This is a genomic window from Pseudoalteromonas sp. MQS005, assembly GCF_001661605.1.
GTDB classification, from domain to species: domain Bacteria; phylum Pseudomonadota; class Gammaproteobacteria; order Enterobacterales; family Alteromonadaceae; genus Pseudoalteromonas; species Pseudoalteromonas tetraodonis.
Genome location: NZ_LYRQ01000018.1, coordinates 22,557 through 48,493, shown reverse-complemented (window position 1 = coordinate 48,493; position 25,937 = coordinate 22,557). Strand labels below are relative to the sequence as shown.

Annotated in this window: 26 protein-coding genes; 14 read left to right on the top strand and 12 right to left on the bottom strand. The window is 41.3% G+C overall.

The window, feature by feature from the left end; all coding sequences use genetic code 11:
* Positions 1-97: 97 nt before the first annotated feature.
* The gene (gene ycaO / locus A9479_RS08395; RefSeq protein WP_036980823.1) at positions 98-1,858 is read right to left on the bottom strand and encodes a 30S ribosomal protein S12 methylthiotransferase accessory factor YcaO; all 1,761 of its coding nucleotides are present in this window, start codon (positions 1,856-1,858) and stop codon (positions 98-100) included.
* A gap of 156 nt (positions 1,859-2,014) precedes the next feature.
* Here ycaO and A9479_RS08390 point away from each other — a divergent pair, with 156 nt between their 5' ends.
* The 4 genes from A9479_RS08390 (at position 2,015) to A9479_RS08375 (ending at position 7,166) form a co-directional block, all read left to right on the top strand.
* The gene (locus A9479_RS08390; RefSeq protein WP_064663184.1) at positions 2,015-4,303 is read left to right on the top strand and encodes a penicillin acylase family protein; all 2,289 of its coding nucleotides are present in this window, start codon (positions 2,015-2,017) and stop codon (positions 4,301-4,303) included.
* A 76-nt stretch (positions 4,304-4,379) separates the two neighbouring features.
* Entirely contained in the window at positions 4,380-5,228 is an 849-nt protein-coding gene (locus tag A9479_RS08385; RefSeq protein ID WP_064663183.1) for an MBL fold metallo-hydrolase, read from the top strand.
* A gap of 88 nt (positions 5,229-5,316) precedes the next feature.
* Positions 5,317-6,849 carry a bifunctional GNAT family N-acetyltransferase/carbon-nitrogen hydrolase family protein gene (locus A9479_RS08380; protein WP_016900226.1) on the top strand — a complete coding sequence of 511 codons (1,533 nt, stop codon included), beginning with the start codon at positions 5,317-5,319 and terminating at the stop codon, positions 6,847-6,849.
* Positions 6,849-7,166: a multidrug efflux SMR transporter gene (locus tag A9479_RS08375; RefSeq protein ID WP_016900225.1), complete on the top strand. Its 318-nt coding sequence runs from the start codon at positions 6,849-6,851 to the stop codon at positions 7,164-7,166. Before A9479_RS08380 ends, A9479_RS08375 begins: the two co-directional genes overlap by 1 nt.
* A gap of 44 nt (positions 7,167-7,210) precedes the next feature.
* Here the strand turns inward: A9479_RS08375 and A9479_RS08370 are convergent, their stop codons facing one another.
* Positions 7,211-8,092: a DMT family transporter gene (locus A9479_RS08370; RefSeq protein ID WP_013463714.1), complete on the bottom strand. Its 882-nt coding sequence runs from the start codon at positions 8,090-8,092 to the stop codon at positions 7,211-7,213.
* 243 nt (positions 8,093-8,335) lie between these two features.
* On the opposite strand from A9479_RS08370, the gene A9479_RS08365 reads away from it, so the two are divergent.
* Positions 8,336-8,719, top strand: a complete 384-nt coding sequence (locus tag A9479_RS08365; RefSeq protein WP_013463715.1) for an MAPEG family protein — start codon at positions 8,336-8,338, stop codon at positions 8,717-8,719.
* A 74-nt stretch (positions 8,720-8,793) separates the two neighbouring features.
* On the opposite strand, the gene A9479_RS08360 is transcribed toward A9479_RS08365, so the two are convergent.
* From A9479_RS08360 to A9479_RS08350, 3 genes are all read right to left on the bottom strand, one after another.
* Positions 8,794-10,002: a TonB family protein gene (locus A9479_RS08360; protein ID WP_064663182.1), complete on the bottom strand. Its 1,209-nt coding sequence runs from the start codon at positions 10,000-10,002 to the stop codon at positions 8,794-8,796.
* A gap of 9 nt (positions 10,003-10,011) precedes the next feature.
* Positions 10,012-10,386 carry a BlaI/MecI/CopY family transcriptional regulator gene (locus tag A9479_RS08355; protein ID WP_016900222.1) on the bottom strand — a complete coding sequence of 125 codons (375 nt, stop codon included), beginning with the start codon at positions 10,384-10,386 and terminating at the stop codon, positions 10,012-10,014.
* A gap of 109 nt (positions 10,387-10,495) precedes the next feature.
* On the bottom strand, positions 10,496-11,188 hold the full coding sequence (locus A9479_RS08350) for a pseudouridine synthase (RefSeq protein ID WP_064663181.1): 693 nt from the start codon (positions 11,186-11,188) through the stop codon (positions 10,496-10,498).
* A gap of 91 nt (positions 11,189-11,279) precedes the next feature.
* On the opposite strand from A9479_RS08350, the gene A9479_RS08345 reads away from it, so the two are divergent.
* Together A9479_RS08345 and A9479_RS08340 are read left to right on the top strand one after the other, a co-directional pair.
* Positions 11,280-11,585, top strand: a complete 306-nt coding sequence (locus A9479_RS08345; RefSeq protein WP_013463720.1) for a DUF6482 family protein — start codon at positions 11,280-11,282, stop codon at positions 11,583-11,585.
* Positions 11,586-11,626: 41 nt separating this feature from the next.
* Positions 11,627-12,046 carry an N-acetyltransferase gene (locus A9479_RS08340; RefSeq protein WP_064663180.1) on the top strand — a complete coding sequence of 140 codons (420 nt, stop codon included), beginning with the start codon at positions 11,627-11,629 and terminating at the stop codon, positions 12,044-12,046.
* A 14-nt stretch (positions 12,047-12,060) separates the two neighbouring features.
* Here A9479_RS08340 and A9479_RS08335 read toward each other — a convergent pair whose 3' ends face one another.
* From A9479_RS08335 to A9479_RS08305, 7 genes are all read right to left on the bottom strand, one after another.
* Positions 12,061-12,420 carry a HopJ type III effector protein gene (locus A9479_RS08335; protein WP_013463722.1) on the bottom strand — a complete coding sequence of 120 codons (360 nt, stop codon included), beginning with the start codon at positions 12,418-12,420 and terminating at the stop codon, positions 12,061-12,063.
* Between the two features lie 97 nt (positions 12,421-12,517).
* Positions 12,518-13,228, bottom strand: a complete 711-nt coding sequence (locus A9479_RS08330; RefSeq protein ID WP_013463723.1) for an HAD-IA family hydrolase — start codon at positions 13,226-13,228, stop codon at positions 12,518-12,520.
* A 10-nt stretch (positions 13,229-13,238) separates the two neighbouring features.
* Positions 13,239-14,183, bottom strand: coding sequence for a tyrosine recombinase XerC (locus tag A9479_RS08325; protein WP_064663179.1), 945 nt, complete (start codon positions 14,181-14,183; stop codon positions 13,239-13,241).
* Positions 14,180-14,791 carry a DUF484 family protein gene (locus A9479_RS08320; protein ID WP_064663178.1) on the bottom strand — a complete coding sequence of 204 codons (612 nt, stop codon included), beginning with the start codon at positions 14,789-14,791 and terminating at the stop codon, positions 14,180-14,182. Before A9479_RS08320 ends, A9479_RS08325 begins: the two co-directional genes overlap by 4 nt.
* On the bottom strand, positions 14,788-15,618 hold the full coding sequence (gene dapF, locus A9479_RS08315; protein ID WP_013463726.1) for a diaminopimelate epimerase: 831 nt from the start codon (positions 15,616-15,618) through the stop codon (positions 14,788-14,790). Before dapF ends, A9479_RS08320 begins: the two co-directional genes overlap by 4 nt.
* Before the next feature lie 64 nt (positions 15,619-15,682).
* Positions 15,683-16,936, bottom strand: coding sequence for a diaminopimelate decarboxylase (gene lysA / locus A9479_RS08310; RefSeq protein WP_064663177.1), 1,254 nt, complete (start codon positions 16,934-16,936; stop codon positions 15,683-15,685).
* On the bottom strand, positions 16,937-17,116 hold the full coding sequence (locus tag A9479_RS08305) for a lipoprotein (protein ID WP_013463728.1): 180 nt from the start codon (positions 17,114-17,116) through the stop codon (positions 16,937-16,939).
* Positions 17,117-17,264: 148 nt separating this feature from the next.
* On the opposite strand from A9479_RS08305, the gene cyaY reads away from it, so the two are divergent.
* From cyaY to A9479_RS08270, 7 genes are all read left to right on the top strand, one after another.
* A complete protein-coding gene (gene cyaY, locus A9479_RS08300; protein WP_013463729.1) occupies positions 17,265-17,588 on the top strand; it encodes an iron donor protein CyaY in 324 nt (107 codons plus the stop codon).
* Entirely contained in the window at positions 17,585-18,241 is a 657-nt protein-coding gene (locus tag A9479_RS08295) for an alpha/beta hydrolase (protein ID WP_041695561.1), read from the top strand. The genes cyaY and A9479_RS08295 overlap by 4 nt, the downstream gene beginning before the upstream one ends.
* Positions 18,242-18,264: 23 nt before the next feature.
* Positions 18,265-19,170 carry a DUF2914 domain-containing protein gene (locus A9479_RS08290; RefSeq protein ID WP_064663176.1) on the top strand — a complete coding sequence of 302 codons (906 nt, stop codon included), beginning with the start codon at positions 18,265-18,267 and terminating at the stop codon, positions 19,168-19,170.
* A gap of 71 nt (positions 19,171-19,241) precedes the next feature.
* Entirely contained in the window at positions 19,242-20,180 is a 939-nt protein-coding gene (gene hemC, locus A9479_RS08285) for a hydroxymethylbilane synthase (RefSeq protein WP_064663175.1), read from the top strand.
* Positions 20,180-22,021: a uroporphyrinogen-III synthase gene (locus tag A9479_RS08280; RefSeq protein WP_064663174.1), complete on the top strand. Its 1,842-nt coding sequence runs from the start codon at positions 20,180-20,182 to the stop codon at positions 22,019-22,021. The genes hemC and A9479_RS08280 overlap by 1 nt, the downstream gene beginning before the upstream one ends.
* The gene (locus A9479_RS08275) at positions 22,018-23,127 is read left to right on the top strand and encodes a heme biosynthesis HemY N-terminal domain-containing protein (protein ID WP_064663173.1); all 1,110 of its coding nucleotides are present in this window, start codon (positions 22,018-22,020) and stop codon (positions 23,125-23,127) included. Before A9479_RS08280 ends, A9479_RS08275 begins: the two co-directional genes overlap by 4 nt.
* Positions 23,128-23,175: 48 nt before the next feature.
* Positions 23,176-25,866 (top strand): ATP-binding protein, encoded by a 2,691-nt coding sequence (locus A9479_RS08270; RefSeq protein WP_064663172.1) that lies wholly within the window; start codon positions 23,176-23,178, stop codon positions 25,864-25,866.
* Positions 25,867-25,937 lie beyond the last annotated feature (71 nt).

Genomic DNA, 25,937 nt, shown 5'->3' with positions numbered 1-25,937 from the left:
TCAAGACTGGCTAACTATAGTCAATTTATCGAAGAAATAAAAATGGCGCAGTTAAAAGTGCGCCATTTTATTTTTATAATTAGTAGTTTAGGTGTGGTTATGAGTCGCTAATTTCGCGCGCCCAATGTTGTTGCTTTGCAACGTGTAATTTGCGGTAACCATCAAGAAGTGCTGCATGCTTTTTAAAGCCCTCAAGCGATAAGCCTGGGAAAGTTAAGCCGTTAAATAATTTACGACCTTCAGCAATTTCAATAGCAAGCGTGACATTGTCGCTACCAAACATTAAACCTAATGCATCTTGATAACTTGCATATTCGCGCTCGTCATCATATTTAATTTCAAGGATTGCTTTTAAGCAACGAAAGTGACGCATCGCTTCGTCGTTTACTTGGCCGGTATGCAAAATCCAATCAACCCAGTCAATAGCTTCTTCATTACCCGCCGCTAAGCATAAATGTGCTTTAAGCTCACCAATGCGTAGTGTGTGCCAAGGTGTATCGGCGTCGGTTGCTAAGCCAATGAATTCAGCTGCGCGAATAATATCGCTGTGACCTGCTTCTTCGAGGTTGTCGTAAATTTCCATCCATTGTTTGCTATCGTACTGATCAAGCGATAAGAAGTCTTCGCGGAATTTAGCGCCTTCATTATTGTTGCGCCAAATTAGCTCATCTACAGGATAAATGTCTGACATACCAGGAACTAAAATACGACATGCATACACGTTTAAGTGGGTGTAATCCATAATATAGATATCGTGACCCATGCTATGAATTAAATCAGTACAGAAGTTGTATTCTTGCTCAGTTGAACCACTAAAGTCCCAATGTACAAATTCAAAATCTGCTTCAGAGCGGAAAAAGTCATGTGAAATTAAACCGCTTGAATCAATAAAGTGCAGTTCAATGTTCTCAGGAGTAGCGACTTCGTCGTTATCAAATGTAGCAGGTTGGAATACGTCAAGTTGATCTAGGCGACGACCTTGCAGTAATTCGGTAACGGTACGCTCTAGCGCTACTTCAAATGAAGGGTGAGCACCAAAAGAGGCAAATACTGACCCATCAACAGGGTTTATAAGCGTGACGCTCATTACTGGGTATTTACCGCCTAGTGATGCATCCGCAATGCGTAAATGGAAGCCATGGCTACGCAGCTCTTCACAGGCTTCATGAATTTTAGGGTATTGTTTTACCACCTCTTCAGGCACGATTGGCAAGCTGATACCTTCGGCAATAATGCGGTTTTTAATAGCGCGCTCAAATACTTCAGATAATCCCTGAACACGGGCTTCAAATTTAGTATTACCAGCACTCATGCCATTAGAAACAAAAATATTACCAATCACATTCACCGGAATATAAATGTCTTGATTGTCGCGCTGACGAGTGTACGGTACAGAACAAATACCACGTTCAAAATTGCCAGAGTTAAAGTCATAAAGGTGTGATGCGGTTAATTCACGCTCTGGGTCAAAATAATCCCATAAGCTTTCATCCATAATACCCTGTGGTATTTCATCGTTTTCAACTTTAAACCATTTCTCGTTTGGATAATGAGTAAAGTCATCATTGGCAAATTCTTCGCCTAAGTAAAAATCAGCAAAAAAGTAGTTACAGCTTAAACGCTCAAAATATTCACCTAGCGCAGAGGCGATAGAGGCTTTATCAGTGGCACCTTTACCATTAGTAAACATCACACCGCAGTCGCTATCTTTTATATGAACTGAATAACAGTTTGCTACAGGGTTAAGCCACAGCGCTTCTTCAATATTAATATTTAGCGCTTTTAGCTTGTTTTGCATGGTAGAGATAGACGATTCTAAATCGCGGTCTTTACCTTTAATAAATGTTTTTTCAGTCATTTTGATCTCAACTAGGTCTGCACAATACATGAACTGTGTATTATCGTGGATTTTGATGTTTATTTCACCCTTTACCCGCTTTTCGTAGTGTTTTTAATAGAACGAATATGAATATATGCTAATAATAGTTTATTGAAAAAGTTGAAGGGTATGTTTATGTTTAAAGTAATCAAACGGTTGCTATTAATTGTTGTGATTTTAGCGCTCGCCAGTACTGCAATTGTTTACGGCGTGTTGACTCTAAGTTTACCTACCCTTGATGGCAAAGGCCGAAGCGATGCGGTAACGCAGCCAGTTAAAGTCGCTCGTGATACGCTTGGCCAAGCTGTTATTACTGCAGCAACTCGCCACGATGCTGCCTATGGCTTAGGTTATGCTCACGGGCAAGACCGCTTTTTTCAAATGGATTTACTTAGACGTAATGCCGCAGGTGAGCTAAGCGAGCTATTTGGTGAAGCCGCGCTTGGGCTTGATAAAAAAATGCGTTTTCACCAATTACGCAAACGCAGCCAAGCTATTTTAAAAACCCTCCCGAAGGCCGACAAACAGCTGCTACGCAGTTATGCCCAAGGTGTAAATGAAGGCATTGCACAAGTAGGGTACCCCAGTTTTGAATATTTACTCACGGGGGCTGAGCAAAAACCTTGGCAAAGTGAAGACAGTTTATTAGTTATTTTTAGCATGTACCTTGATTTACAGTCATCTACATTTGAGCGCGACCAAGCTTTAATTCAAATAGAGCAGCAATACGGTGCTGAAATGGTAAGTTTTTTAACTCAGCCTAGCCAATATCAAGCCGCATTGGATGGCAGTCAGCTCGCTCTTTTGAATAACCCAATCCCCGAACTTTTATCGCAACCAATCACCGCGATTAAACCCATTACCGCTAACTTAGAAGTGGGTAGTAATAATTGGGCGGTCACCTCAAATTTAACCAACACTCAGGCTGCGATGCTCTCTGATGATATGCATTTATCAATGGCTGTGCCGGTTATTTGGTATCGAGCCCAATTAAACTATTCATTAAATAATAAACCCATGCAGGTAACGGGTGTCTCGCTTCCGGGAGCGCCAGCGATTGTAGTAGGCACAAATAACAACGTTGCATGGGGGTTTACCAACGGGTATTTAGATACCGCCGATTGGATTGCGCTTAATAGCGATAGCAAAATGTGGCAAGTAGATGAGCCTATTGCATTACCCAGTGGCAAAGTAGAAAGTTACTCTCTTACGCTCAGTGAATACGGTCCGGTAAAATACATTAATGAAAAGCCTTACGCACTGAGCTGGGCTGCACATCAACCATACGCCGTTAATATGCAGCTATTACAGCTTGAGCAAGCACAGAGTGTTGATGATGCGCTTGATATTGCAAGTGACGTAGGCATTCCTGTGCAAAACCTGCTGGTGGTCGATGACCAAGGAAATGCAGCATGGAAAAATATGGGCGGCATACCTGCGCGAACAACACCCAGTGAATTAGCCGTAAAAGAAGAAGATTACTCCGCGCTTTGGCAGCAAAACGAAATCGATCGACCTTTTATTAAAAATCCTGAAAACGGGCGATTATGGACAGGTAATTCTCGAGTGGTATCTGCTGATGATAACGTCCGTTTTGGTAATGGCGGTTATGCGCTTGGGGCACGTGCAACGCAAATTCGCGATAGGTTATTTGAAAAACAACGTTTTAATGAAAGTGATTTTTATCAGTTGCAGTTAGACAACCAAGCACGATTTTTAATGCCTTGGCATGCCTTATTGCTTGAGCAGTTAAAAAAACAGCCCGCGCGCTATAAAGATCATATAAATGCCCTCGAAAACTGGCAGCAATGCGCTTGCCCGAAATCAATAGGGTATACCTTAGTAAAGACGTATCGTGATGAATTGATAAATATTTTATTTAGCAGTATTGAGACAACACTTAACCAGCAAGATGGCACATTAAAATATGTGAAACGTGATTTAGAGCCCGCTGTTTGGCAGTTAATAAAGGCTCAGCCAACAAGTTGGGTTAATCCGCAGTTTACTAATTGGGAGCAGCAATTACAGGGTGCCTTTGAGCAAACACTCACGCAGTTAACATCAAGGTTTGGTAATAACATAAAAAACTGGCAGTGGGGAAAAGTAAACGAATTAGCGATTGAGCACCCGTTTGCTAAACAAATGCCCATACTAAGTAAGTTACTTAACATGCCAACAGCCCCCGGATTTGGTGACAGTTATATGCCAGCGGTGCAAAAACGTAGTTTTGGCGCATCACAGCGTTTTATTGTTCAGCCTGGGCACTTAAAGAATGCTATTTTAACGATTCCGGGTGGGCAATCAGGGCACCCACTTTCTGAGTTTTACCGAGCTGGCTTTGATGAATATGTAAAAGGTAAGCACACGCCATTATTACCGCAAGCATTAATGCATCAAATTGAAATTGCACCAATGAACGACTAGCCTTGGATGCAAAGTGAGCTAAATAAGTAGTAATAACGTTTTATAACCCAGATAAAGCAATTATAGGAAAACAAAAATGAAAAAATTACTACCGGCATTAATCACCAGTTTACTGTTAAGCAATCATGCATTTGCGGATGAAAGCCCCGTTACGGCTACACAATTAAGTGAACATGTTTACGTGTTATTTGGTCAAGGCGGTAACATTGCCGCAAGTGTGGGGGATGATGGCATTTATATTATTGACGATCAGTTTGCCAAGCTTTCCGACGATATAAAAAAAACCATTAGCGACTTAAAGCCAGGCAGTGCCGAGTTTGTAATTAATACCCATCATCATGGCGACCATACTGGGGGTAACGAAAACTTTGCAAAAGCGGGCGCACATGTGATTGCTCACGACAATGTACACAAACGCTTAAAAGAAAAACATGGTGAGGGTTCTGATTACTTACCGCGAATTAGTTTTGGTCATGATTTAAAACTGCACTTTAATAATGAGCATGCGCATGTTGTGCACTACTCAAATGCGCACACAGATGGCGACTCGGTTATCTTTTTTAGTAACGACAACATAGTTCATATGGGCGATATATATTTTAACTTTGGAAGCTTACCTTTTGTTGATGTAGATAGCGGCGGTAGTGTTGATGGTGTTTTAGCGGCGGTTGATGATGTGATTAAACAAATAGATGAAAAAACAACCGTTATTCCAGGGCATGGCCCGATAAGCGACCGTTCAGGGCTAATGACGTATCGTAAGCTGGTACAAAAAGCGAAAGATGTTATGCTTAATGCTATGCAAAACGATGCCAGTTTAGAGCAAGTCCTCAAAGCCGATCCATTATCAGAACTTGGCCTTGAATATGCAAACTGGTTACCAAAAGAGCGTGTAACCACCCTTTTTTATCGCAGTTTAAAGTAGCGCCTAGCGCGAACCAAAACGCATAAACCTAATTAAGCTGAGCATTTGTTCAGCTTTTTTGATTTTTACGTGCCTAAAGGAGTTGTATATGTCGGCAGAAAAAACCCATCTTGAAATTTGTAACTTAAGCAGAGAACAATACCCACAAATTAAAACCTTGATGGACGAAGCGTACCCTGATTTAGGCGGCGCATGGCCAAGCCATACAATTTTTAGACTTATAGATCAGTTCCCTGAAGGGCAAATTGGTATTGTTGATGATGGCGTGCTGGTGGGTTTAGCGCTGAGTGTACAAGTGGATTATGCACGTTTTTCAAACCCGCACACCTATGAAGATATTGCTGATGGCCATGACCGTGTATTTAGTGATACCACAGGTGACGCGCTATATGGTTTAGATGTTGCTATTAGTGAGCAGTACCGAGGCATGCGTTTAGGGCGTCGTCTTTATGATGCCCGTAAAGAATTATGTCGCCAATATAACTTACGCGCTATTTTAGCGGGTGGCCGCATTCCGCGTTATTACAATCACAGCGACGATATGACGCCAATGGAATACATTGCCAAGGTGGATCAAAAAGAGATATACGATCCAATATTGAGTTTTCAATTAGCTAACGATTTTCAGGTAAAGCGTTTACTTAAAAAGTACCTTCCAGAGGATCAAGAATCAGTAGGTTATGCCACGTTACTTGAGTGGAATAACATTATGTTTGAGCCAACCGATACCGTTATTGAGTCGACTAAATCAATCGTACGTGTTGGGGCTGTGCAGTGGCAAATGCGCTGTGTTGAGTCGGTTGAAGAAATGCTTAAGCAAGTTGAATACTTTGTTGATACGGTGTCTGATTATAAAAGCGACTTTATTTTATTTCCGGAGTTCTTTAACGCGCCATTGATGGGGTTAACTGAGCAAAGTAATCAAACCGAAGCCATTCGTTATTTAGCTGAATACACTGAGACTTTTAAAAACGCGATGTCGCGCATGGCAATTGAGTACAACGCGAATATTATCACCGGCTCTATGCCGCTTGCCGAGGGTGATAAAATTTATAACGTGAGTTACCTGTGCCACCGCAGTGGCAAAATAGATGAGCAACGTAAAATTCATATCACCCCGCATGAACATAATGATTGGGTGATTCAAGGCGGTGATAAAATAGCGGTATTTGAAACCGATGCCGGTCGCGTAGGGATTCAAATTTGTTACGATGTTGAGTTTCCAGAGTTGTCGCGTATTTTAGCAACCCAAGGGCTTGATATTTTATTTGTGCCATTTTGGACCGACACCAAAAATAGTTATTTACGTGTTCGCCACTGTGCACAAGCGCGCGCTATTGAAAACGAGTGTTATGTGGTTATCGCAGGTTCGGTGGGTAATTTACCCGAAGTAGAAAGTTTAGATGTACAGTACTCGCAATCTGCTGTTCTTACACCGTCTGACTTTTCATTTCCACACGATGCCACACTAAATGAGGCCACCACCAATACCGAAATGCTATTATTTAGCGACTTAGATATGGACAAGTTAAAAATACTTCACAGTGAAGGTACCGTGCGTAACTTAAAAGACCGCCGCAGTGATTTATATGAAGTGATATTGAAAAAGAGAGATGTTTAATGGCGTGGATGTACTTAATAATTGCAGGGTTACTTGAAATTGGTTGGCCAATAGGCCTAAAAATTTCACAAAACCCAGATACCCGTTGGCAAGGCATTGCAATTGCAATCGCGTTTATGGTCGCAAGTGGCTTTATGCTTTGGTTAGCGCAAAAGCAAATCTCTATGGGGACTTCTTATGCGGTATGGACGGGGATTGGCGCAGCAGGTACGTTTTTAGTTGGTATATTATTTTATGGTGATGCAGCCACTTTTGGCCGTATTGCTGGTGTATTAATGATTATTTGTGGTGTCATCACCTTAAAAATTAGTCATTAATTGTTATATTAAAAAACAAGCGCAGGTTTATACCTGCGCTTTTTTTAACTACTTGGCAGCATAACCAATATGGCAGCCACTGCAATCAGCACTAGCCCCGCACTGTCTTGGCGCTTTAGCGGCTGCTTTAGCCATAAAATAGAGATTAACATGGTAAAAAATACTTCTATTTGACCGAGCGTTTTTACATAGGCGACATGCTGTAAGCTCATGGCACTAAACCAGCCGACGGAACCTAAGCAGCTAAATACACTCACTGCACTTGTCATTTTCTTATATTGATACATCATTTTAAAGGTATGGCGCTCTTTTAAAGCAATGTATATACATAACATCAATGTTTGTAAGCTAATAATCAGTAATAAAACCCACGCGGGTGCATAAGGAAAAGCAATACCCGAGCTTAAACTCGCTTCGCGGATCCATGACGATGACAACGCAAACGAAGTACCGCAAGCAAGCCCTGTTAAGGCGGTTTTTAAGCTAAAATGTTTCACATTCGCAATGCCGCTTAATAGCAATACAGCGAGTGCGCCAATAAATACACCAATCCAACCTAAAAATGAAAGAGCCGAACCAAAAAATAGTAATCCTAATATCGCCGCCATTAGCGCTTCGCTTTTAGCAAGGCCCGCGCCTACTGCAAAATTGTTCATTTTAAACAACTTCACCATGAGCCCTGTGGCAATAATTTGCACTATGCTGGCTCCAATAATATAGCTAATAAATAAAGGATTAAATGAAGGGAGAGGCGCATCTTGGTAATAATAAAGCGCATATAAATACAGCCCTGCAATAGGGCTTGCGACAATAAAGCGGGCTAGAGTAACGCCAGCAACGCTGACATGAGCGCTTAATTTGCTTTGCAGCGCATTACGCCATGACTGCATAAATGCGGCAAAAATAGTGAGTAAAATCCAAATCATCTTAAACAACATACAAAAAAGTGGAGAGCTAATTTAGCAGTACTCTGGCATTAAAGCGACCATCAAAAAGGCATAATGAATATTCATCACCTGCGACAATTTGCCACAGTGACGCACTGCTTAAATCGGCTATAGTGTGAGGGATGTTACTGCTAGCCGCCAGAGCTCAGGTTATTTATATTTGGCGGCTTTTTTCTATTTGCTGTGTTATTTTGGGTCATAAATAATAACTCGAGAATTATAATGACGATTTTATTGGTTTGCGCCTTAATTGCAGTGATCATGCCTTATGTTGCGAGAATCCCAGCTATTATAGAAATGAATAAGCTCGGTGGTTACGATAATAAACATCCGCGGCAACAACAAACACAACTTACAGGACTCGGAGCACGGGCGCTGGCTGCTCATCAAAACTGTTTTGAATCGTTAGCGGTTTTTGCCGTTGCTTTGGCTGCTGTATTAGGCACAAACAATGTTAATGCCGTAACCGAAACTTTAGCGATGACGCATATTGTAGCGCGTATTTTATTTTGTACTTTTTATTATTTAAACCTCGATATTATTCGCTCGATCACTTGGCTGGTAGGAATAGGCACCGCTATTGGCATGATCGCCGTCAGTTTATAACGAGAATAAGCAAAAACCACAAAGCAAGCAGCCTAAAAGGGTGCTTGCTTTATAGTCTTAAACACTTATTCCCATTAATGCGATATGTTAACTCGCTCTATTAAATCACTTTTTGTAACTGTACTGTTGAGTGCAAAATCAAGTTGTATTAGTACATTTTGTTGTCCCATTGATGAAGGTGTATATTGCCATTGCATCAGTGCTCTTTTTGCTTCTTTGTTAAAGACTGCTTCTGGTTCAGCTTTTACAACAGTAATGTTAGCTGTTTTGCCTGCTGGGGTTATGTCGTATTTTAATACCACTGAACCGCTAATGCCTTGTTCCGCCGCTTGTTTTGGGTAAAGCGGTTCGATTCGCATTACGGGAGCGATAGATGTTTCTTTTTTAGCTGATGCTTCAGGTTGCTTTGCTACAGCTAAGCCACTGAGCAAGCTCGCAGCGATAAGTAACACGCTTCCTTTTGCTAGGCGCGAATGTGCGCCGTTATGTTTGATATTAGTAAGTCGTTGTAACATGGTTTTTTTATCTCCGTAGTGTGAATAAGCCATCAGACCCGCTGGCGCATTGGCAGCGCAGTTTATTAAGGCTTTGCTGTATAAAATTTGTTGCTGTGTGGTTTTATTGCTTAGTACCCGTTCATCACAAGTTAGCTCCTGCAAACGTCTACAGCTTGCGTAAGCCATCCAAGCCAGAGGGTTAAACCACAATAAAATTGTAGCCAGTAATAGCACCACATTTATAAGGTTGTCTTTGCGCTTTATATGCACGTTTTCGTGCTCTAGAATAAGCGCTAGAGTAGCATTATCAAACTGAGTATTATAATTGTGCGGCAATACCAGTTTGCTATTAAAAACACCAATGACCATGGGCGTAGCCACCTGAGCGCTGGTATAAGTTTTTACTCCTATTGTTACTTGCTTAAAATGGGCTAACTCAGTGAGCTGTAGGCCTTTAACAAATCGGGTATGGGTAACAACAGCGGCAATTAATAGGACCGTGGTAATAATGACATACAGTAGCGCCCAACTAACACTTAAGCCGTTTTTAAGTGCTTGATTAGGCGTAATTAAATGGTAACTAATGCCGCTATTTTGCAGTGGCTTAATTGCACTAGGTAAATTAGCCAACAGAACTGATACAGGTATTAACCAAGCTAATTTATACACAAAGCGTGAGCCAAGGGCTTTTAAGCCAAAGCGCTCAAGTAAAACAAACCCTGCAAACAACAGACTTAATAATAGCTGCTGTTCAATGAGCCAATTAAATCCTATTTGAATCGCCATGCTAACTCCTTACTTTTGATTCTTTTCCCAGTCATCAATGACTTTTTTAAGCTCGTTTATATCTTGCTGAGAGAGTTGCTCCGATTTAGCGAAGCCACTTACCAAAGGAGCAATACGACCACTAAAAAAGCGCTCTATGAAGTTCTTACTCTCTTTTAAAGTATAATCAGCACGGGCAATACATGGCGTATAAATATATTGGCGGCCGTCTTTTTCAAAGCTAAGCGCGCCTTTTTTTACTAAACGACCCAATAAGGTTTTAATGGTTTTTTCGTGCCATTGTTTATCGTCACTTAAACGCTCAATAATTTGGCTGGCTGTGGCGGGGTAGTTAATCCAGAGTGCATCCAGCACTTCAAATTCTGCTTTTGATAATTCGATCATTTTATTGCCTACAAGTGTAATCTTTCATTTAAGACTACACTTGTAATCTATTTTTGCAAGTTTATTTTTTGTTTTTTAATCACGCTAAAGGGAGGGGATTAGTGTGAGCTTATTGGCTTAAAATATCGTTTTTGTTAATTTTTATAAAGTGGTTTTCTGGGAGGTTTAAATTATCTAATAGTAATTCACTGATCTGTACGCGGTATAAATCAATGACTGTGTAGCCACAGTAATGCGCCATTTTACGTATTTGCCTGTTGAGCCCTTGTTTTAAAACAATACTAAATTGATTACTCGCTATTTTAACTACTTCACAAGGTCGTGTTATTTGCTTATCAACGGGGACGCCTGCTGCCATTTTTTCACAAAAATGCGCGTCTAATGGTTTATTCACAGTGACTAAGTAGCGTTTGGGTTGATGAAAGTCTGGATGAATCAGTTGATTACAAAAGTCTCCGTCGTTGGTCAAGATAATTAAACCACGAGAATCTTTATCAAGGCGGCCAATAGGGTAAACACGGGTAAGTTGAGGCAGGTGATGGATAAGGCTGCTGGGGTCGTGATGATTGAGTTTACAGTCAATCCCTACCGGTTTGTGATAGGCAAAGTACACTAAATCGGCTGGGCCTTTAATGGCGTGACCATTAACGATAACACGGTCGTTTTCGTCCACATGATCAATATGATTAGCGGGGCGATTATTAACCATGACAACGCCTTCATCAATCAAGCGCGACGCTTGTTTTCGTGAGCAAATACCGGCATGAGCAATGTATTTAGCGAGTCGAATTTTTGTATCCATAATGCAGTGTAATTAAAAAATATTGATCGCGATTATAGCAAAGCTGCGTATTGATTACTTGGACAGTTAATTTAACAGTAGGTAGGTTACTATGGGTATTCAATTTTCAGAACTAAAAAAGCATCAGCCATTACAAAAAGTGGTTGTTCATTCACTGGAAATGGCCTTGTACCAAGTGTCTGTTGTCATTAATAATGTTGAATACTATGTACAAGAAAGTAATGGTGAATTTGTGAAGGCACTAAGCCCATTACATATTCAAAAACGCTTTGAAGATATCGCCTATGCACAAATGATGCTAAGGCACACCAGTGCTTATGATGAAATGTGTGGTCAACCAGAAAAAATTTCCAGTAATATGCTCGAAGTGCCCTTTGGGCAAAACAACCTGTTTTAATATCAGGTATTTGCTAATATAGGTTTATTTGGAATCATCCAATGTACCTATTACATCCCGATAATTCTGAGCAATTAAATCAAGCACTGCGCGCGCACATGCTTGAGTTTAATGCTCAGCACTTCGACGCACAGCGTCAACCTCTTGGCTTTAAATATCTCGATAAACAAGGTGAGTTAGTTGCAGGCATAAGCGGTCATGTGTTTGGTAACTGGTTGCTAATAAGCTGGTTATGGTGCGATGAATCGGTACGAGGCAATGGCTTGGCTGATTCGTTATTAATGTCATTAGAACACGCGGCAATTGAACAAGGCGCTGCTCAGGCTCAGCTTGACACCTTAGATTTTCAAGCCAAGCCTTTTTATGAAAAACGGGGTTACCAAGTTAAATATCAACTTGATAATTACCCACTTAATGGCACTCGTTACTTTATGGAAAAACCGCTAATAGTGGCTAAATAACGCTGATTGGAGCGTTATTTTTTTGCTGTTAATGGCGTACCATCAAAGGTAATACCTAAAAATGGGGTGGCTTCGGGCGCTAACATAAAGGTGCGAATATTCATGTGATCGTCTGCATCTGGGTTGTTTAGTACGTCTTCGCGATAAAATGCCCCAAAACAATCTAATGTATTTTGCTTACTAAGACCATTGAGCTTAGCAAACGCAAAAATTTTGCATGAACCGTTATTTTCACTCGCAGAGCTCAATAACCCATGGTTACTAAAACTGCACGCTGTAAAAGTATAATGCTCATCAATAACGGCCATAGTATCAGCAAAAGCAATGCTTTTAGGCTCATTCGCGAGCGTTGTTAAGTAGTTTGTAAGCGTCATACGCTGTCCTTGTTATTATAAGATATTGTTAAGTAATTACCCCTAACCTATCTTATGATTGATTTATATTCAATTGAGCCAATAAAACAAGCATAGTTTATTTACCAATTAAGTGGGTTAACGCATGAATGTTGGTTATTTCAATATCAGCAAGTCCTTTGTAGGCATAGGCTTGTGCTTGATTATTTAACCACACAGACTGGCAGCCAGCGTTATTAGCACCTTGCACATCGCTATCAAGGCTGTCACCTATGTGTAAAATTTCACTGTTGTTAATACGCAAATGTGTTGCAGCTTGATCAAATAAGGTCGTATGTGGTTTAGCTTTACCGTGCAAGCCAGCTTGCAGCACCAGTTCAAACTTATCTTTTAAATTAAAACGCTCAACCTCTACATTACCGTTAGTAATGGCAATTAATTTGTAGTGCTGGCTTAGTTTATCGAGCAATGTTAGTACGTCTTCGCTCACTTCAATATTACTGCGCGCATCAGCAAATGCTTGATAAGCACTGTGTGCATGATGCTCTACTTCATCGTCTTTAAAACCAAGCTCAGACAAAACTAAGCGTAGGGTATGTTTACGCCACTGAGTGACGTTATCAATGAGTTCAGGTTGGTGTTGAACAACTCGCTCACGGCATTGTTGCCAAAACTGTGGCCCCTGTTTTTTATAGCCTGGCAGCGCATTTAAATAATCAATTTGCGCCTGAACGGCTGCGGTTATGATTGGGCGGTTGTCGTATAAGGTGTCGTCTAAGTCAAAGCTTAGTACAGAAAAAGGAGAAATTGCGCGATTAAATCGGATCATGGTTATTACCCTAATCGGTTCGTTTTTTAGCACGTGGATGGGTGTTGTCGTACACCTTAGCCAAGTGCTGAAAATCTAAATGAGTATAAACTTGGGTTGCAGATAAACTACTGTGGCCTAATAGCTCCTGTACTGCTCGTAAATCGCCAGACGATTCTAAAATATGCGACGCAAATGAGTGGCGTAATTTATGCGGATGCACTTGTGAGCTTATACCTTGTTTAATGCCCCATTCTTGCATTCGCAAACGGACTTGGCGCACAGAGATACGGTTTTTTTTACTACTTAAAAATACCGCGTGTTCGTTTGCGCCCATAAATAGCGGCCGAACCGCGAGCCATTTCTTTAATGCCTCAAGGGCCTTAGAGCCAACCGGTATTAGCCGTTCTTTTGCACCTTTACCACGTACCAGTATTTCACCATTACGGGCATTTATATCCTGCATGTTAGCACCAACTAACTCGCTAATGCGCAGACCTGATGAATACATGAGTTCCATCATGGCTTTATCTCGAATGGCAAGTGGATCGTCATCGGGTATTTCGAGTAAACGTGCCATTTGGTCAACATCAAGATTTTTAGGTAAAGGCTTGGCAAATTTAGGGCCTTTTATCCCTTGCGCGGGGTTATGATAATGCGGTTGCTCAGTAATATTTTTTGCTTTTAAAAACTTATATAAACTTCGAATGCAGCTTAGCTTTAAGCTGATTGTTCTGCCGCTCAGTTGCTTAGCGCGCAGCGCCATGCTGTAACGGCGAATGTACTCACTTTGTACGGCAAACCAATTGTCGCATAGCTTATTAAAATACAAGGCGGCAAAACCTAATTGGCTAACATATTGATTGACGGTGTGCGCTGAATACTGGCGTTCAAATTTTAAGTAATCACTAAATAATGTAATGGGTGTACGCCAGCTATCGCTTAAGTCGCTAATATTTGGCGTGTCGTCGCTCATGCCAGTTCCAGTAACCGTATTTGTAATGAGCGTACAAAATCTAACACAAATAAGTTATCTTGTGAGGGCTCAAAGTGGTTCTCATCGTGGCTGCCAAAAGCCAAAATTGCGTAGGGGTTAGTGGGTTCGCCAATTAAATACAGGGCGGTCGATTGGGTATCCTCGTTAAAGAGTAAGTCGCGCTCTTGCTGATTTACCCGCCCTAAATAATGATTACTATCTGACAATCTATGCTTTACTAAGCCCTCAAACGCGCTGTCGTATCTTACGAGTTTGCACTCATTAATAGTCGGGCTCATGCAAATAATGTTGCGTAAGTTACTTGCCAAAGTATTAAAGTCGTAATTGCTCCAAAGCTGACGATGGCATTGACTGAACAAGCGGTACACGAGTTCATTTTGCGTGGCATACTTGGTCATCGTCTCGATTTGATGTTTTAACTGAGTATTATGTTCACGTAGTTGACGTTGCTGAATATGTACTAACGAAGTCGCCCCCTGAACTTGCTGTTGTAACTCAAGTTGCGCTAATAGCGCAGGTTGATTTATTAAAAAATCAGGGTGCTGTTGTAAGTAATCTATTACTTGCTGTTTAGTTAATTCACTCATAGTGCAACTTGCCCATCAAATACATGTTCAGCGGGGCCTGTCATACGCACTGGGTGGCCTTCGCCACTCCAGCGAACTTGTAAGCTACCGCCTGGTAAATCAACTTGCACTGTGCTGGTGAGCTTGTTTTGAATAAAGCCAATCACCATAGCGGCACACGCACCGGTACCACAAGCAAGTGTTTCGCTTACACCACGTTCCCACACTCTGAGTTTAATGTGTTCTTGAGAAATAACCTGCATAAAGCCAATATTTGCGCGCTGTGGAAAACGTTCATGATTTTCAAGCAACGGGCCAAGGGTACTCACTTGTGCCGTTTCAATGTCGTCTACTTCCATGACGCAATGCGGGTTACCCATAGAAACAGCACCACTAAAAACGGTATGTTCTTCTGCACGAATAATATAAGTCAGCTCACGTTTGGTTGCTTTAAGCGGGATTTTACTCGGCTCAAAATTAGGGTGTCCCATGTTAACCGTTACTTGGCCGTCTTTTTCAATATACAGGGTGAGGTTACCCGATTTAGTTGAAACGCTAATTTTATGTTTATTGGTTAAGCCTTTCATGCGCACAAAGCGGGCAAAGCAACGGGCGCCGTTACCACATTGTTCTACTTCGTGGCCGTCGGCATTAAAAATCCGATAGTGAAAATCGAGATCGGGTGAGTAAGGGGCTTCAACCATCAGTAATTGGTCAAACCCAATGCCGAAATGGCGATCGGCCAGCTTTTTGATTTGATCACGGGATAAAAAAACGTTTTGTGTAATATTATCAATCACAACAAAGTCGTTACCTAAGCCGTGCATTTTGGAAAAATTAACTAACATAGCGCTCTAATTCGGTTTTGCTCTGCGCTAATCATGCCACAGAGCAGCTAGGTAACAAAAACGTTTATGGTAAAATTTTCTCACCTTGGTACAGGCTCTCGATGGTTTCGCGTTCGCGAATAAGATGATGTTGCTCACCATCTACCATTATTTCGGCAACCCGTGGGCGTGAGTTATAATTTGAACTCATTGTAAAGCCGTATGCTCCAGCGCTACGCTGCACTAATAAGTCACCTTGTTTGAGTGCTAGAGGGCGGTCTTTACCTAAAAAGTCACCGGTTTCACACACCGGCCCAACTACATCATAGTTGTGGGTAGGTGTTTCGTCATCACGCACCGATACAGGAATAATTTTTTGCCACGCTTGATAAAGTGATGGGCGCAACATGTCGTTCATACCCGCATCAACAATCGCAAAGTACTTGTCTTGATTTTGCTTAATAAACTCAACCTGAGTCACTAAAATCCCAGCGTTGGCGGCAATAGCTCGCCCTGGTTCAAAAATCAGTTCAAGGTGGCGATAATTAGTAAGGCGCTGTGTTACTTGTGCTGCATACTCACTCGGGTGGGGAGGCTGTTCGTCGTTGTAGGTTACGCCAAGGCCTCCACCAATATCTAAATGGCTTAATTCAATACCTGTATTTTTTAACTCATCAATTAATGCCAGTAGTTTATCAAGCGCCTCTAAAAACGGTTTGGTTTGTGTCAGCTGTGAGCCAATGTGACAATCAACCCCAACTATATTTAAGCCAGGTAACGACGCAGCATGTTGGTACACACTTAACGCGGTTTCGATACCAATGCCAAATTTGTTTTCTTTTAGGCCAGTAGAAATATACGGGTGTGTTTTAGCATCAATATCAGGATTAACACGAATAGAAATTGGCGCGTCTAGATTAAGCTCACACGCTACTTCTGAAATGCGCTCAAGCTCTGAGATTGATTCAACGTTAAAACATTTAATACCTAATTCTAACGCATAAGCAATTTCGTCAGCGGTTTTAGCAACCCCAGAAAACACCACTTTATTGGCTGCGCCTCCCGCTTTGATGACCCGCGCGAGCTCGCCTTTTGAAACAATGTCAAAACCCGCACCAAGTCGCGCCAGTATATTTAATACTGCAATATTTGAATTTGCTTTAACGGCGTAGCACACTAGGCTTTTATGATCTTGAGCTGCATTGGCAAACGCTAAATAATGGCGTTCAAACGTCGCTCTTGAATACACATAACACGGTGTACCATAGTGCTGTGCAATCGTTGCTACGCTGACATCTTCAGCAAATAGTTGGTTGTTTTTATAATTAAAAAAATCCATTTACTGCTCCTGTTTTTGCTCAATAGGTGTTTGCTTGTTGGGGGTGTCTGTTGGCTGATTTTGTTCAGTAGGCTGCTCTGGTAAGTACAGCGGGCCGCTTTGACCACAGCCAGCTAACGCACACAACAAAACGGTGCTGATTAATAGTTGTTTTAATTGTAAGGTATATGTCGCTTTCATTAGATTAATATGGTTGCTGGCTTTATAATCGCAGAGTAACAGAATATCTAAAAAATGCAGCTATTCGCGGATGATTTTATTCCTGTTACACTAGCTGTACAAACATGCACCCATTATTTAGGCGTCTTGCCTGCAAAGGAAATTAACGATGACTGATCACGAATATCACCAGTTAGCAGAAGCTCTTATGTTCACAATTGAAGAACAAGTTGATGATTGTGAAGCAGATTTAGATTATGAATCGGCTCAAGGTATTTTAGAAATTATTTTTCCAGATCGCAGTAAAATTGTGATTAATAAGCAAGCACCGTTGCATCAAGTGTGGGTGGCAACAAAATTTAACGGTCACCATTTTGAAATGCGTGATGGTCAATGGATTGATAACCGCTCAGGCGCAGAGTTTTGGAGTTTCATCAATGAAGCGTCAACACGTCAAGCGGGTCAAGAAATTAAGTGGCAATCATCGCTATGAGTTTAGAGTTTGTTCAATACCCAGCTCAGGGGACGCATAAAGCCACGGTTATTTGGCTACATGGTTTGGGTGATTCAGGTGATGGTTTTGCCCCAGTAGCGCCACAGCTCGATTTACCCAGTGAACTAGGTGTGCGTTTTGTATTTCCGCATGCGCCTATGCAGGCTGTTACTATTAACGGCGGTATGCAGATGCGCTCATGGTATGACATTAAATCGATGGATTTAGACAAACGTGCAGATGAACAAGGGGTTAGGGAGTCTGCAGCAAAAGTTGAGCAATTAATAACGCAAGAAATTGCTAACGGCATACCGGCGAACAAAATTATTTTAGCGGGATTTTCACAAGGTGGCGTCATATCGCTACATTTAGCCCCGCGTTTAGAGCAAAAGCTTGCTGGCGTTATGGCACTATCAACCTATATGTGTGTGCCACATAAATTGGCTGATGAAGCAAAGCAAACACAGCTAAATATATTTATGGCTCATGGGAGCCAAGATGACGTTGTACCGCATAGCGCGGGTAGAAGTGCGTTTGAAGTATTATCAACGCATAACATGGATGTGAGTTGGCAAGAATACCCTATGGGGCATCAGGTTTGTACACAAGAGTTACAAGCTGTGCGCCAATGGTTAATTTCTCGCTTAAGTTAGTTTAGGAGCCGCTGAGGGTCAAAATGAGTCAAAAAATAGTAATAACAGCAAATGTAAAACGTGAACCACAGGTTAGCGAACCCAGCGTGAGCTATGAGTGGCATTGGCGTCGGATTGTGAGTATTTCTATGTTGGTGATTATGACCTCTGCAGCGGTTATTTACGGCCTGTCTAGCGCTGTGAATGCTGATCAAGGGGCGCAGCATCCTAATGAGCAGTTCGATTCTACTGAGCAACAAACAGCAATTGTGTCGTTAAGCGATGATACTGCAGCATCAGCAGAGAGTGAAAACGCAACAGATGCTGATGAGGAGCTGCTGAGCAGTGTCGCAATTGCAGCACCTAAAATCCTTTCCCCAGGTGAGCAAAAACCAGCTCCTATTACCGAACAAGTAACATCAGAGCCTGAAGTTCAACAAAGTATTATTGAGCAAGAAGTAGAGCCAACGATCACTGCTGAGCCTGAAGAAGCAGCCATGGCTGCAACAGATAACCAAACGCCTGAAACCGAAACGGCCAGTGAAAAACCGGCTGAGCAAAAAGTATTTGCTGAATCAGCACAAGTTGCGAGTGTGGCCATTGGTGCCAAAATAGATACAGCTACTATTAGCCGCGCCGTATTGACGCGCAGTGTGAGTAATCGTGAACCAACCAATGTATTTGCCGCCGATGTGCGTTTAAGCCAATTTGAAGAATCATTGTCATTTTTTAGTGAGCTTAAAAACTTACAAGGTCAGCAGGTAAAGCACATTTGGTTATTTGAAGGGGAAGTGATGGCGGAAGTGTCGCTCAAAGTTACTTCTCCGCGCTACCGAACTTACTCAACTAAAAATATTATGGATTCCCAGCTAGGGAATTGGCGCGTTGATGTGGTTGATGAGCGAGGCTTACTCATTGCGCAAAAAGAATTTAGAATTTTAGCTGATTAAATCGCCCTCAGATAGAACAGGTTTTAATCCTGGAAGGTCAACAGACCCCAGTAATTATTAATGGATATTTTATGACTGAAAAAACAAAGTTAGTTCGCATTGCTACTCGTAAAAGTGCATTGGCACTGTGGCAGGCTGAATTTGTAAAAGCGCAGCTAGAGCATTTTCACGATGACGTGCGTGTAGAGCTGGTGCCTATGTCGACTCAAGGTGACATTATTTTAGATACACCACTGGCTAAAATTGGTGGTAAAGGCTTATTTGTAAAAGAACTAGAACAAGCCATGCTTGATGGGCGAGCAGACATTGCAGTGCATTCAATGAAGGACGTGCCAGTCGAATTTCCAGATGATTTAGAGTTACACGTTATTTGTGAGCGTGAAGACCCGCGTGACGCGTTTGTCTCAAATAATTTTGCCAATATTGATGCGTTACCGCAAGGCGCCATTGTTGGCACCTCAAGTTTACGTCGCCAATGCCAAATCAGAGCGTTGCGTCCAGATTTAGAAATTCGTGACTTACGTGGCAATGTAAATACACGTTTAGCAAAGCTTGATAGTGGTCAATACGATGCGATTATACTCGCAGCGGCTGGGCTAATTCGTTTAGAAATGGGTGAACGTATTCGTGACTTTATTGAGCCAGAAGTGTCGTTACCTGCTAATGGTCAAGGTGCTGTCGGTATTGAATGCCGTATGAATGATGAAGTTACTAAAGCCTTATTAGCACCGCTGGAGCACAGTGAAACTCGTATTCGTGTTAATGCTGAGCGCGCAATGAACCGCCACTTAGAAGGGGGCTGCCAAGTTCCGATTGGTGCTTATGCACTGGTTGATGGCGAGCAAGTGCATTTACGTGGTTTAGTTGGGGCAATTGATGGCAGCGAAATTTTACGCGATGAAATTAGTGGGCATGTTGATGATGCGGAAAAATTAGGAGTTGAGCTGGCTAAAAAACTCTTAGCACAAGGCGCAGATAAAATCCTTGCTGACGTATATCGAGACGCATAATGAAACACATCTTGATAACTCGGCCCGAAGGAAAAGGCGCAGCCCTTGCACAGCAACTTGAGCAAGCGGGTTATCAAGCGTCTTTATGTCCTGTTCTAAAAATAACGTATTTAACCCCAACCAGCGTTGAGCTAAGCCCGTTGGTTAATGCCGACAAAATTATTTTTGTTTCGCAAGATGCAGTACATGCACTGAGTGCGCTTAAGCCTGCAATTAACACCAAAGCGCAGTTTTATGGTGTTGGCCAACAAACAGCCGACACCATTTATGAAGTATTTGGTGTACGTGCGGCTCTGCCAAAACAACATGATTCTGAGGGGTTGCTGGCGCTTAAGTCATTGGCTGAGGTTGATGGCAGTAATATCGTGTTGGTTAAAGGTATTGGTGGGCGGCCTGAGATAGCAAAAACCTTAAAACAACGCGGTGCTTTTTTAAATAATTGTGTGGTGTATCAGCGTGAGCCGATAGCGCAACAACCCGCTGACTGGATAGACCACTGGCAAAGCCAGAATGTACACGGTATAGTCATTACTAGTAATGCCGCCGTTGATGCCATTTTTAATACCCTTACCGCGGCGCAACTAACATGGTTACAACAGTGCGAATTTTATGTTGCCAGTGAGCGTATTGGCGATTATTTACAACAGCAAAAAATAAATTCGACACATATACATACTGCGGCAGGGGCTAGCGACCACGCTATGTTTGCCTGCATTAATCAGCAAGGTAGCAAAATGAGTGAACAGTCAGCGACGTCAAAAGTAGAAAAAGCAGCAGCGCAACCAATAGCCAATAACACGTCTAATACCGCTAAAAACGACACTGCAAAAGCCAATAATCAAACGCAAAATAATACCCATAAAGTGAGTAAGGTGGGCAGTTTAGCGTTGGTGATTTCGTTACTTGTTGCTAGTGGCGTGGGTTATGAGTTTTATCAAAAGCTCAATGCCGGTAAAGTGCAAAATTTAGCGGTTAATGCATTAACAGAGCAAAATAAGATTTTGCAGCAAGAGCTGCAAGCGCTTAAGTCTGAGCAACTCAGTCTACAGCAAGCGTTACAAAAGAGCGAAGAGCAAATTGCTATGGCGCTCAATGAAAACTCTGTAAAAAATCAGCAAGCATTAAAAGCAGCACTGCAAAAAGTGCAGCAAAGTGGTAATACATTAAACCCACAAGAAGTGACCAGCTTACAACGCATGGCTGAATTTAAATTGTGGGCTGAACAAGATTACCAAGGCACAAGTGCAGTGCTTAAACGTTTAGATTCACTTTTAAGCGATCACCCAGGCACGCTTGAGTTACGCCAAGCAATTATACAAGACATACAAGCGCTCGATAGCATTAAACCCGTTGCAACAGAGGCGATTTACTTACAGTTAAATAGTGTAAAAGATCGTATCGATAACTTGGTATTTAATGCGGTTAATTTGCCAGAAGAAGCGTCAGTAACTGACGAAAACGCGCTCTCTGAAAATATGAGTGATTGGCAGCAAAACATCCGAAATAGCTGGAATAAAATAGTTGATAGCTTTATTACAATTCGCCATCACGAAGGGGTATTAATAGAGCCGCTATTAACTGATAGAGAGCGCCACCTGATTAATCAGCGCATAAAGCTCAATATTACTCAGGCGCAAGATGCGCTAATGAGCAAGCAAGCCAGCATCTATTTTAGCGCCTTAAACGACACAAAACGTTTGGTTAATGAATACTTTAAGCAAAATGATAATGCCACAAAAGTGGTACTACAAACTTTAGTAAACCTTGAAAAAGAGCCGCTTAACTTTAACCCTGAGGTGACATTGCAAAGTACTCAGCAAGTTAAGGAGTGGGCACAATGATAGGGTTGATCATTTTTATTGTCGCTATTGTATTGGTATTAGCGATCACTCCTTTCGTGTTAGATGAAAAAGGCTATGTGCTGATTTCATTTAATAACACCACCATAGAAGGTACGATTGTTTCGTTTTGTATTATGGCGGCACTGAGCGCAGCGGCTTTGTATTTAACTTATAAACTCGTACGCTACTGTTTATCTATTTACAGAAATACCAAACATGGATTTTTTGCTCGCAGCCAAGAGCGCAAGCATGCAGCTATAGAGCAAGCACTGTGGAGCTTGATTAATGACGATTACGCGCAAGTGGAAAGCGCGTTATCAAGTAACAGTGTGCCAGCTAAATTTTTAGACATACGGTTGGCGTTACTAGCAAAAGCTGCACTGGCAAATAATCAACCCGATAAAGCGCTGGAATACTTGTTTGAAATAAGCCCTGAGCAGCAACTAAAAGTGGCTAAACTATGGTTAGCCAGTGGCGACAGCAGTGTTATTGAACCGCAAATACGGATGGCGGCTGAATCTAAAAAAGCCACGGTACTTGAGCTTAAACTGTACACTGAAGTGTTGGTGCAACAGCAACACTTTAAAATATTAGAAGACTTTTTACCGCGCTTATTACGTAAAGATGCATTGAGCGATAAGCAGTGGCAGCAGGTGTTTTTAGCTTATTTTGCTGCTCAAGCAAGTGATGAGCTAACAAGTAAGTACCAGCAATTAGGTAAGAAATTACAAGCACATGCGCACACTGCGTACTTAACTCAAATGGCAAAAACAGGGCAGTTGGCGAGTGTTGAAAACGAGTTAATTAAAATGCTCAAACACGCTAAGCACCACACTGAGCTTGCCGACATTTTACGTGAAGCTGCGCCAAGTAATGCTTACAAGCTGCAATCAAGCATTCAAGAACGGTTGAAAAAAGATGAGCACAATAACGCGTTATTATTAGCGCTGGCGTGTTTAGCGAATGCCCAAGGTGATTATGATTTAGCTGCACGAGTATTCGACAAAGCGCTTAATAGCGATAACAAATCACAGTATCGACAACAAGCTATACTAAGCTATAAACACAGCGCACAATTAGATAAGGCGCTTGTGCTCTATCAATAATGGATTATATTTTATAAATCAATAATTAAAAGCGCAGGAGCGAAGGCTATGAAAAATGTGTTTACACTCTCTTTTAGTCTTGCATGCGCTTATTTTTTTACCGGTTATCTTAGTAATTTATTACTCGCAGTAGACGGTTATGCCGTGGCTTCTTGGCCACCTGCAGGCATTGCACTAGCCAGTTTTTTATTATGGCGCCATCGCGCTTACTTAGGCATTATTGCTGGTTCTTTACTGATTAATTTAATTCATTTAGACCATGTTACAGATATTTTAAACTGGCAAATTTTGTTACATGCAGTGGGCCTCAGCTTCGCTGCTTTTTTGCAAGCATGGCTTGGCGCGCAAATAATTACAAAAGTAATAAAAGCCCCTCTAGACCTTTCATCGATAAAATTGAGTATTCAAAGCTTAGTAATTGCAGGTCCTGTCTGTTGTGTTATAGGCGCCATTGCTGGTACGAGCTTATTAGTATTTAACCAGATCATCCCTGCTGCGAATGCGCTGGATAATTTTATTACTTGGTGGATAGGTGACAGCATTGGCGTATTAATTTTTACCCCATTACTATTAGCTGTATTTCACTATTCTGAAATGCGCCATCGACTACAAGTTATTGTTCCTGCATTACTTATTTATGCGATTATTAGTATTAGTTTTTATGGTGCAGCGAGTGTAAAAAAACAAAAAGACACTCAAAAGCAAGAAACGAAAGTGCTTGCGACTCAAAGCGCTATAAATCAAAAGTTAGATGAGATCATTGCGCATCTATCTTTATTAAGTGGTTTTTTAGCAAATAGTGAAGACGTTAGTTTTAGTGAGTTTACGCAGTTTACAGCTAAACAATTAAGCTACAGTGAAGAAATACTTGCTTTTAAATGGGTTCCTGCGATTACTGATGATTCTCGTGCCGAGTATCAATCATCGATTGAGCAAGTTGATAGCGAAAACCCGTTTATCAAACAAAAATCAGCGAATGGGCAATGGCAAAAAGCCCCCTATCGAGAGCTCTATTACCCCGTAAAATATATAAACCCACTTAGGGGAATGAAAGATATTGTTGGGTTTGATTTAGGTTCAAACGAGCAAGTACGCACAGCACTCACTAAATCTAAAGTACTTAATGAATTGGTGATCAGTGAACCGACAGCACTGATACCGAATAACGAAGAATTAAGTGTATTTTTTATGTATCCCGTTTTTGGAAATGTGGTAACAGAAGGCGATTTTAAAGGATTTGTTGTTGCCGTAGTTAGCTTAGCTAAACTTTCTAAGTCGCTGTCGTTTGACTCTAATGAGCGTATTGCGATTAGTTTTTTTGATATTAATAATGCTGAAAAACAGCAGGCACTTTATATTGCAGAGCATCATTCTATGGTGTTACTAAAAAAATATCAGTTGCTAATTGGTCAGCGAATGTGGCGCGTTGAGCTGCATCAACCCGTTTTAAAATCATCGTGGTTCATATACTGGCTAGCGCAAATAGTGGGTATGTTATTTGTGTGGTTGTTGATTATATTTTTGATCTCTGTGACGGCTACCAATATTCGGATTCGCGAACAAGTGGCAAAGCAAACACTCACGCTACGCCAAGAAAAACAAAAGGCCGATGAAGCCAGTGCTATAAAAAGTCAGTTTTTAGCCAACATGAGTCATGAAATACGCACGCCAATAAATGGCATAAAGGGTATGCACTATTTAGCGCTACAACAACAGGATTGGCAGCAAGCAAAAGGCTATATAGAGCAAGCTGATGGTGCTCTAAGTGTATTATTAAGAGTGTTAAACGATGTACTCGATTTTTCTAAAATGGAAGCCGGTAAGCTTGAGTTAACGCAAGAGCCTGTGAACCTCAAGCAATTAGCCGAGGACATCGTTGGTTTAATGCAATTTGAGGTGGAGAGTAAATCGCTTTCTTTAAAATTAGAGTATGACAGCGATGCGCATTTAATTCTCAATACCGATCCTATTCGTTTAAAGCAAATTCTGCTTAATTTATTAAATAATGCAGTAAAATTTACCGCAAAGGGCTGTATTACGTTAAAGATTTGGCAATCATCAAAAATGACATATTTTAGTGTTAACGATACCGGGATTGGCATTAGCTCTGCAGCTCAAAAACAGCTTTTTAAACCCTTTTCTCAAGCAGATAGCTCAACGTCACGTCAGTACGGTGGTACTGGTTTAGGTTTGAGTATTTGTAAAAAATTGGTCGAATTGATGGGAGGGGCTATTGATTTAAAAAGCAGTGAGGGGCATGGATCTACGTTTACTTTTAGCTTACCAGTTCATTCATCGCTGCCAAAAGCCAAATACAGTGCTGATGCTTTATCAAAAATTGATGTGAGTAATATTTCTTTAGAAAAATATCAATTACTTATAGTGGAAGACAACCCATTAAACCAACATGTTGTAAGTGCTATTTTAGAAACTAAACACGGTATTGCTGATATCGCAAATGATGGCTTAGAAGCGATTGCGATGCTTAGCGAAAAAAACTACGACCTAGTATTAATGGATATTCAAATGCCTAATATGGATGGTTTACAAGCAACAAAAGTGATTCGTAATGAGTTAGGTTTTTTTGATTTACCTATTATTGGTTTATCCGCCAACGCTCACGAACAAGACGCTCAAAAAGCGATTGCCTCTGGAATGGATAGCTACATGACCAAGCCTATTGAAGCTGATGAGCTATTTAAAACGCTTTGGTATTATTTATCTCGTTTAGATAAGTAACAGTTATTTTTGTACAAAAGGCAGACATAAGACCTCCAAGCGCCATTTTAAATATTCTACACTTGAAATAT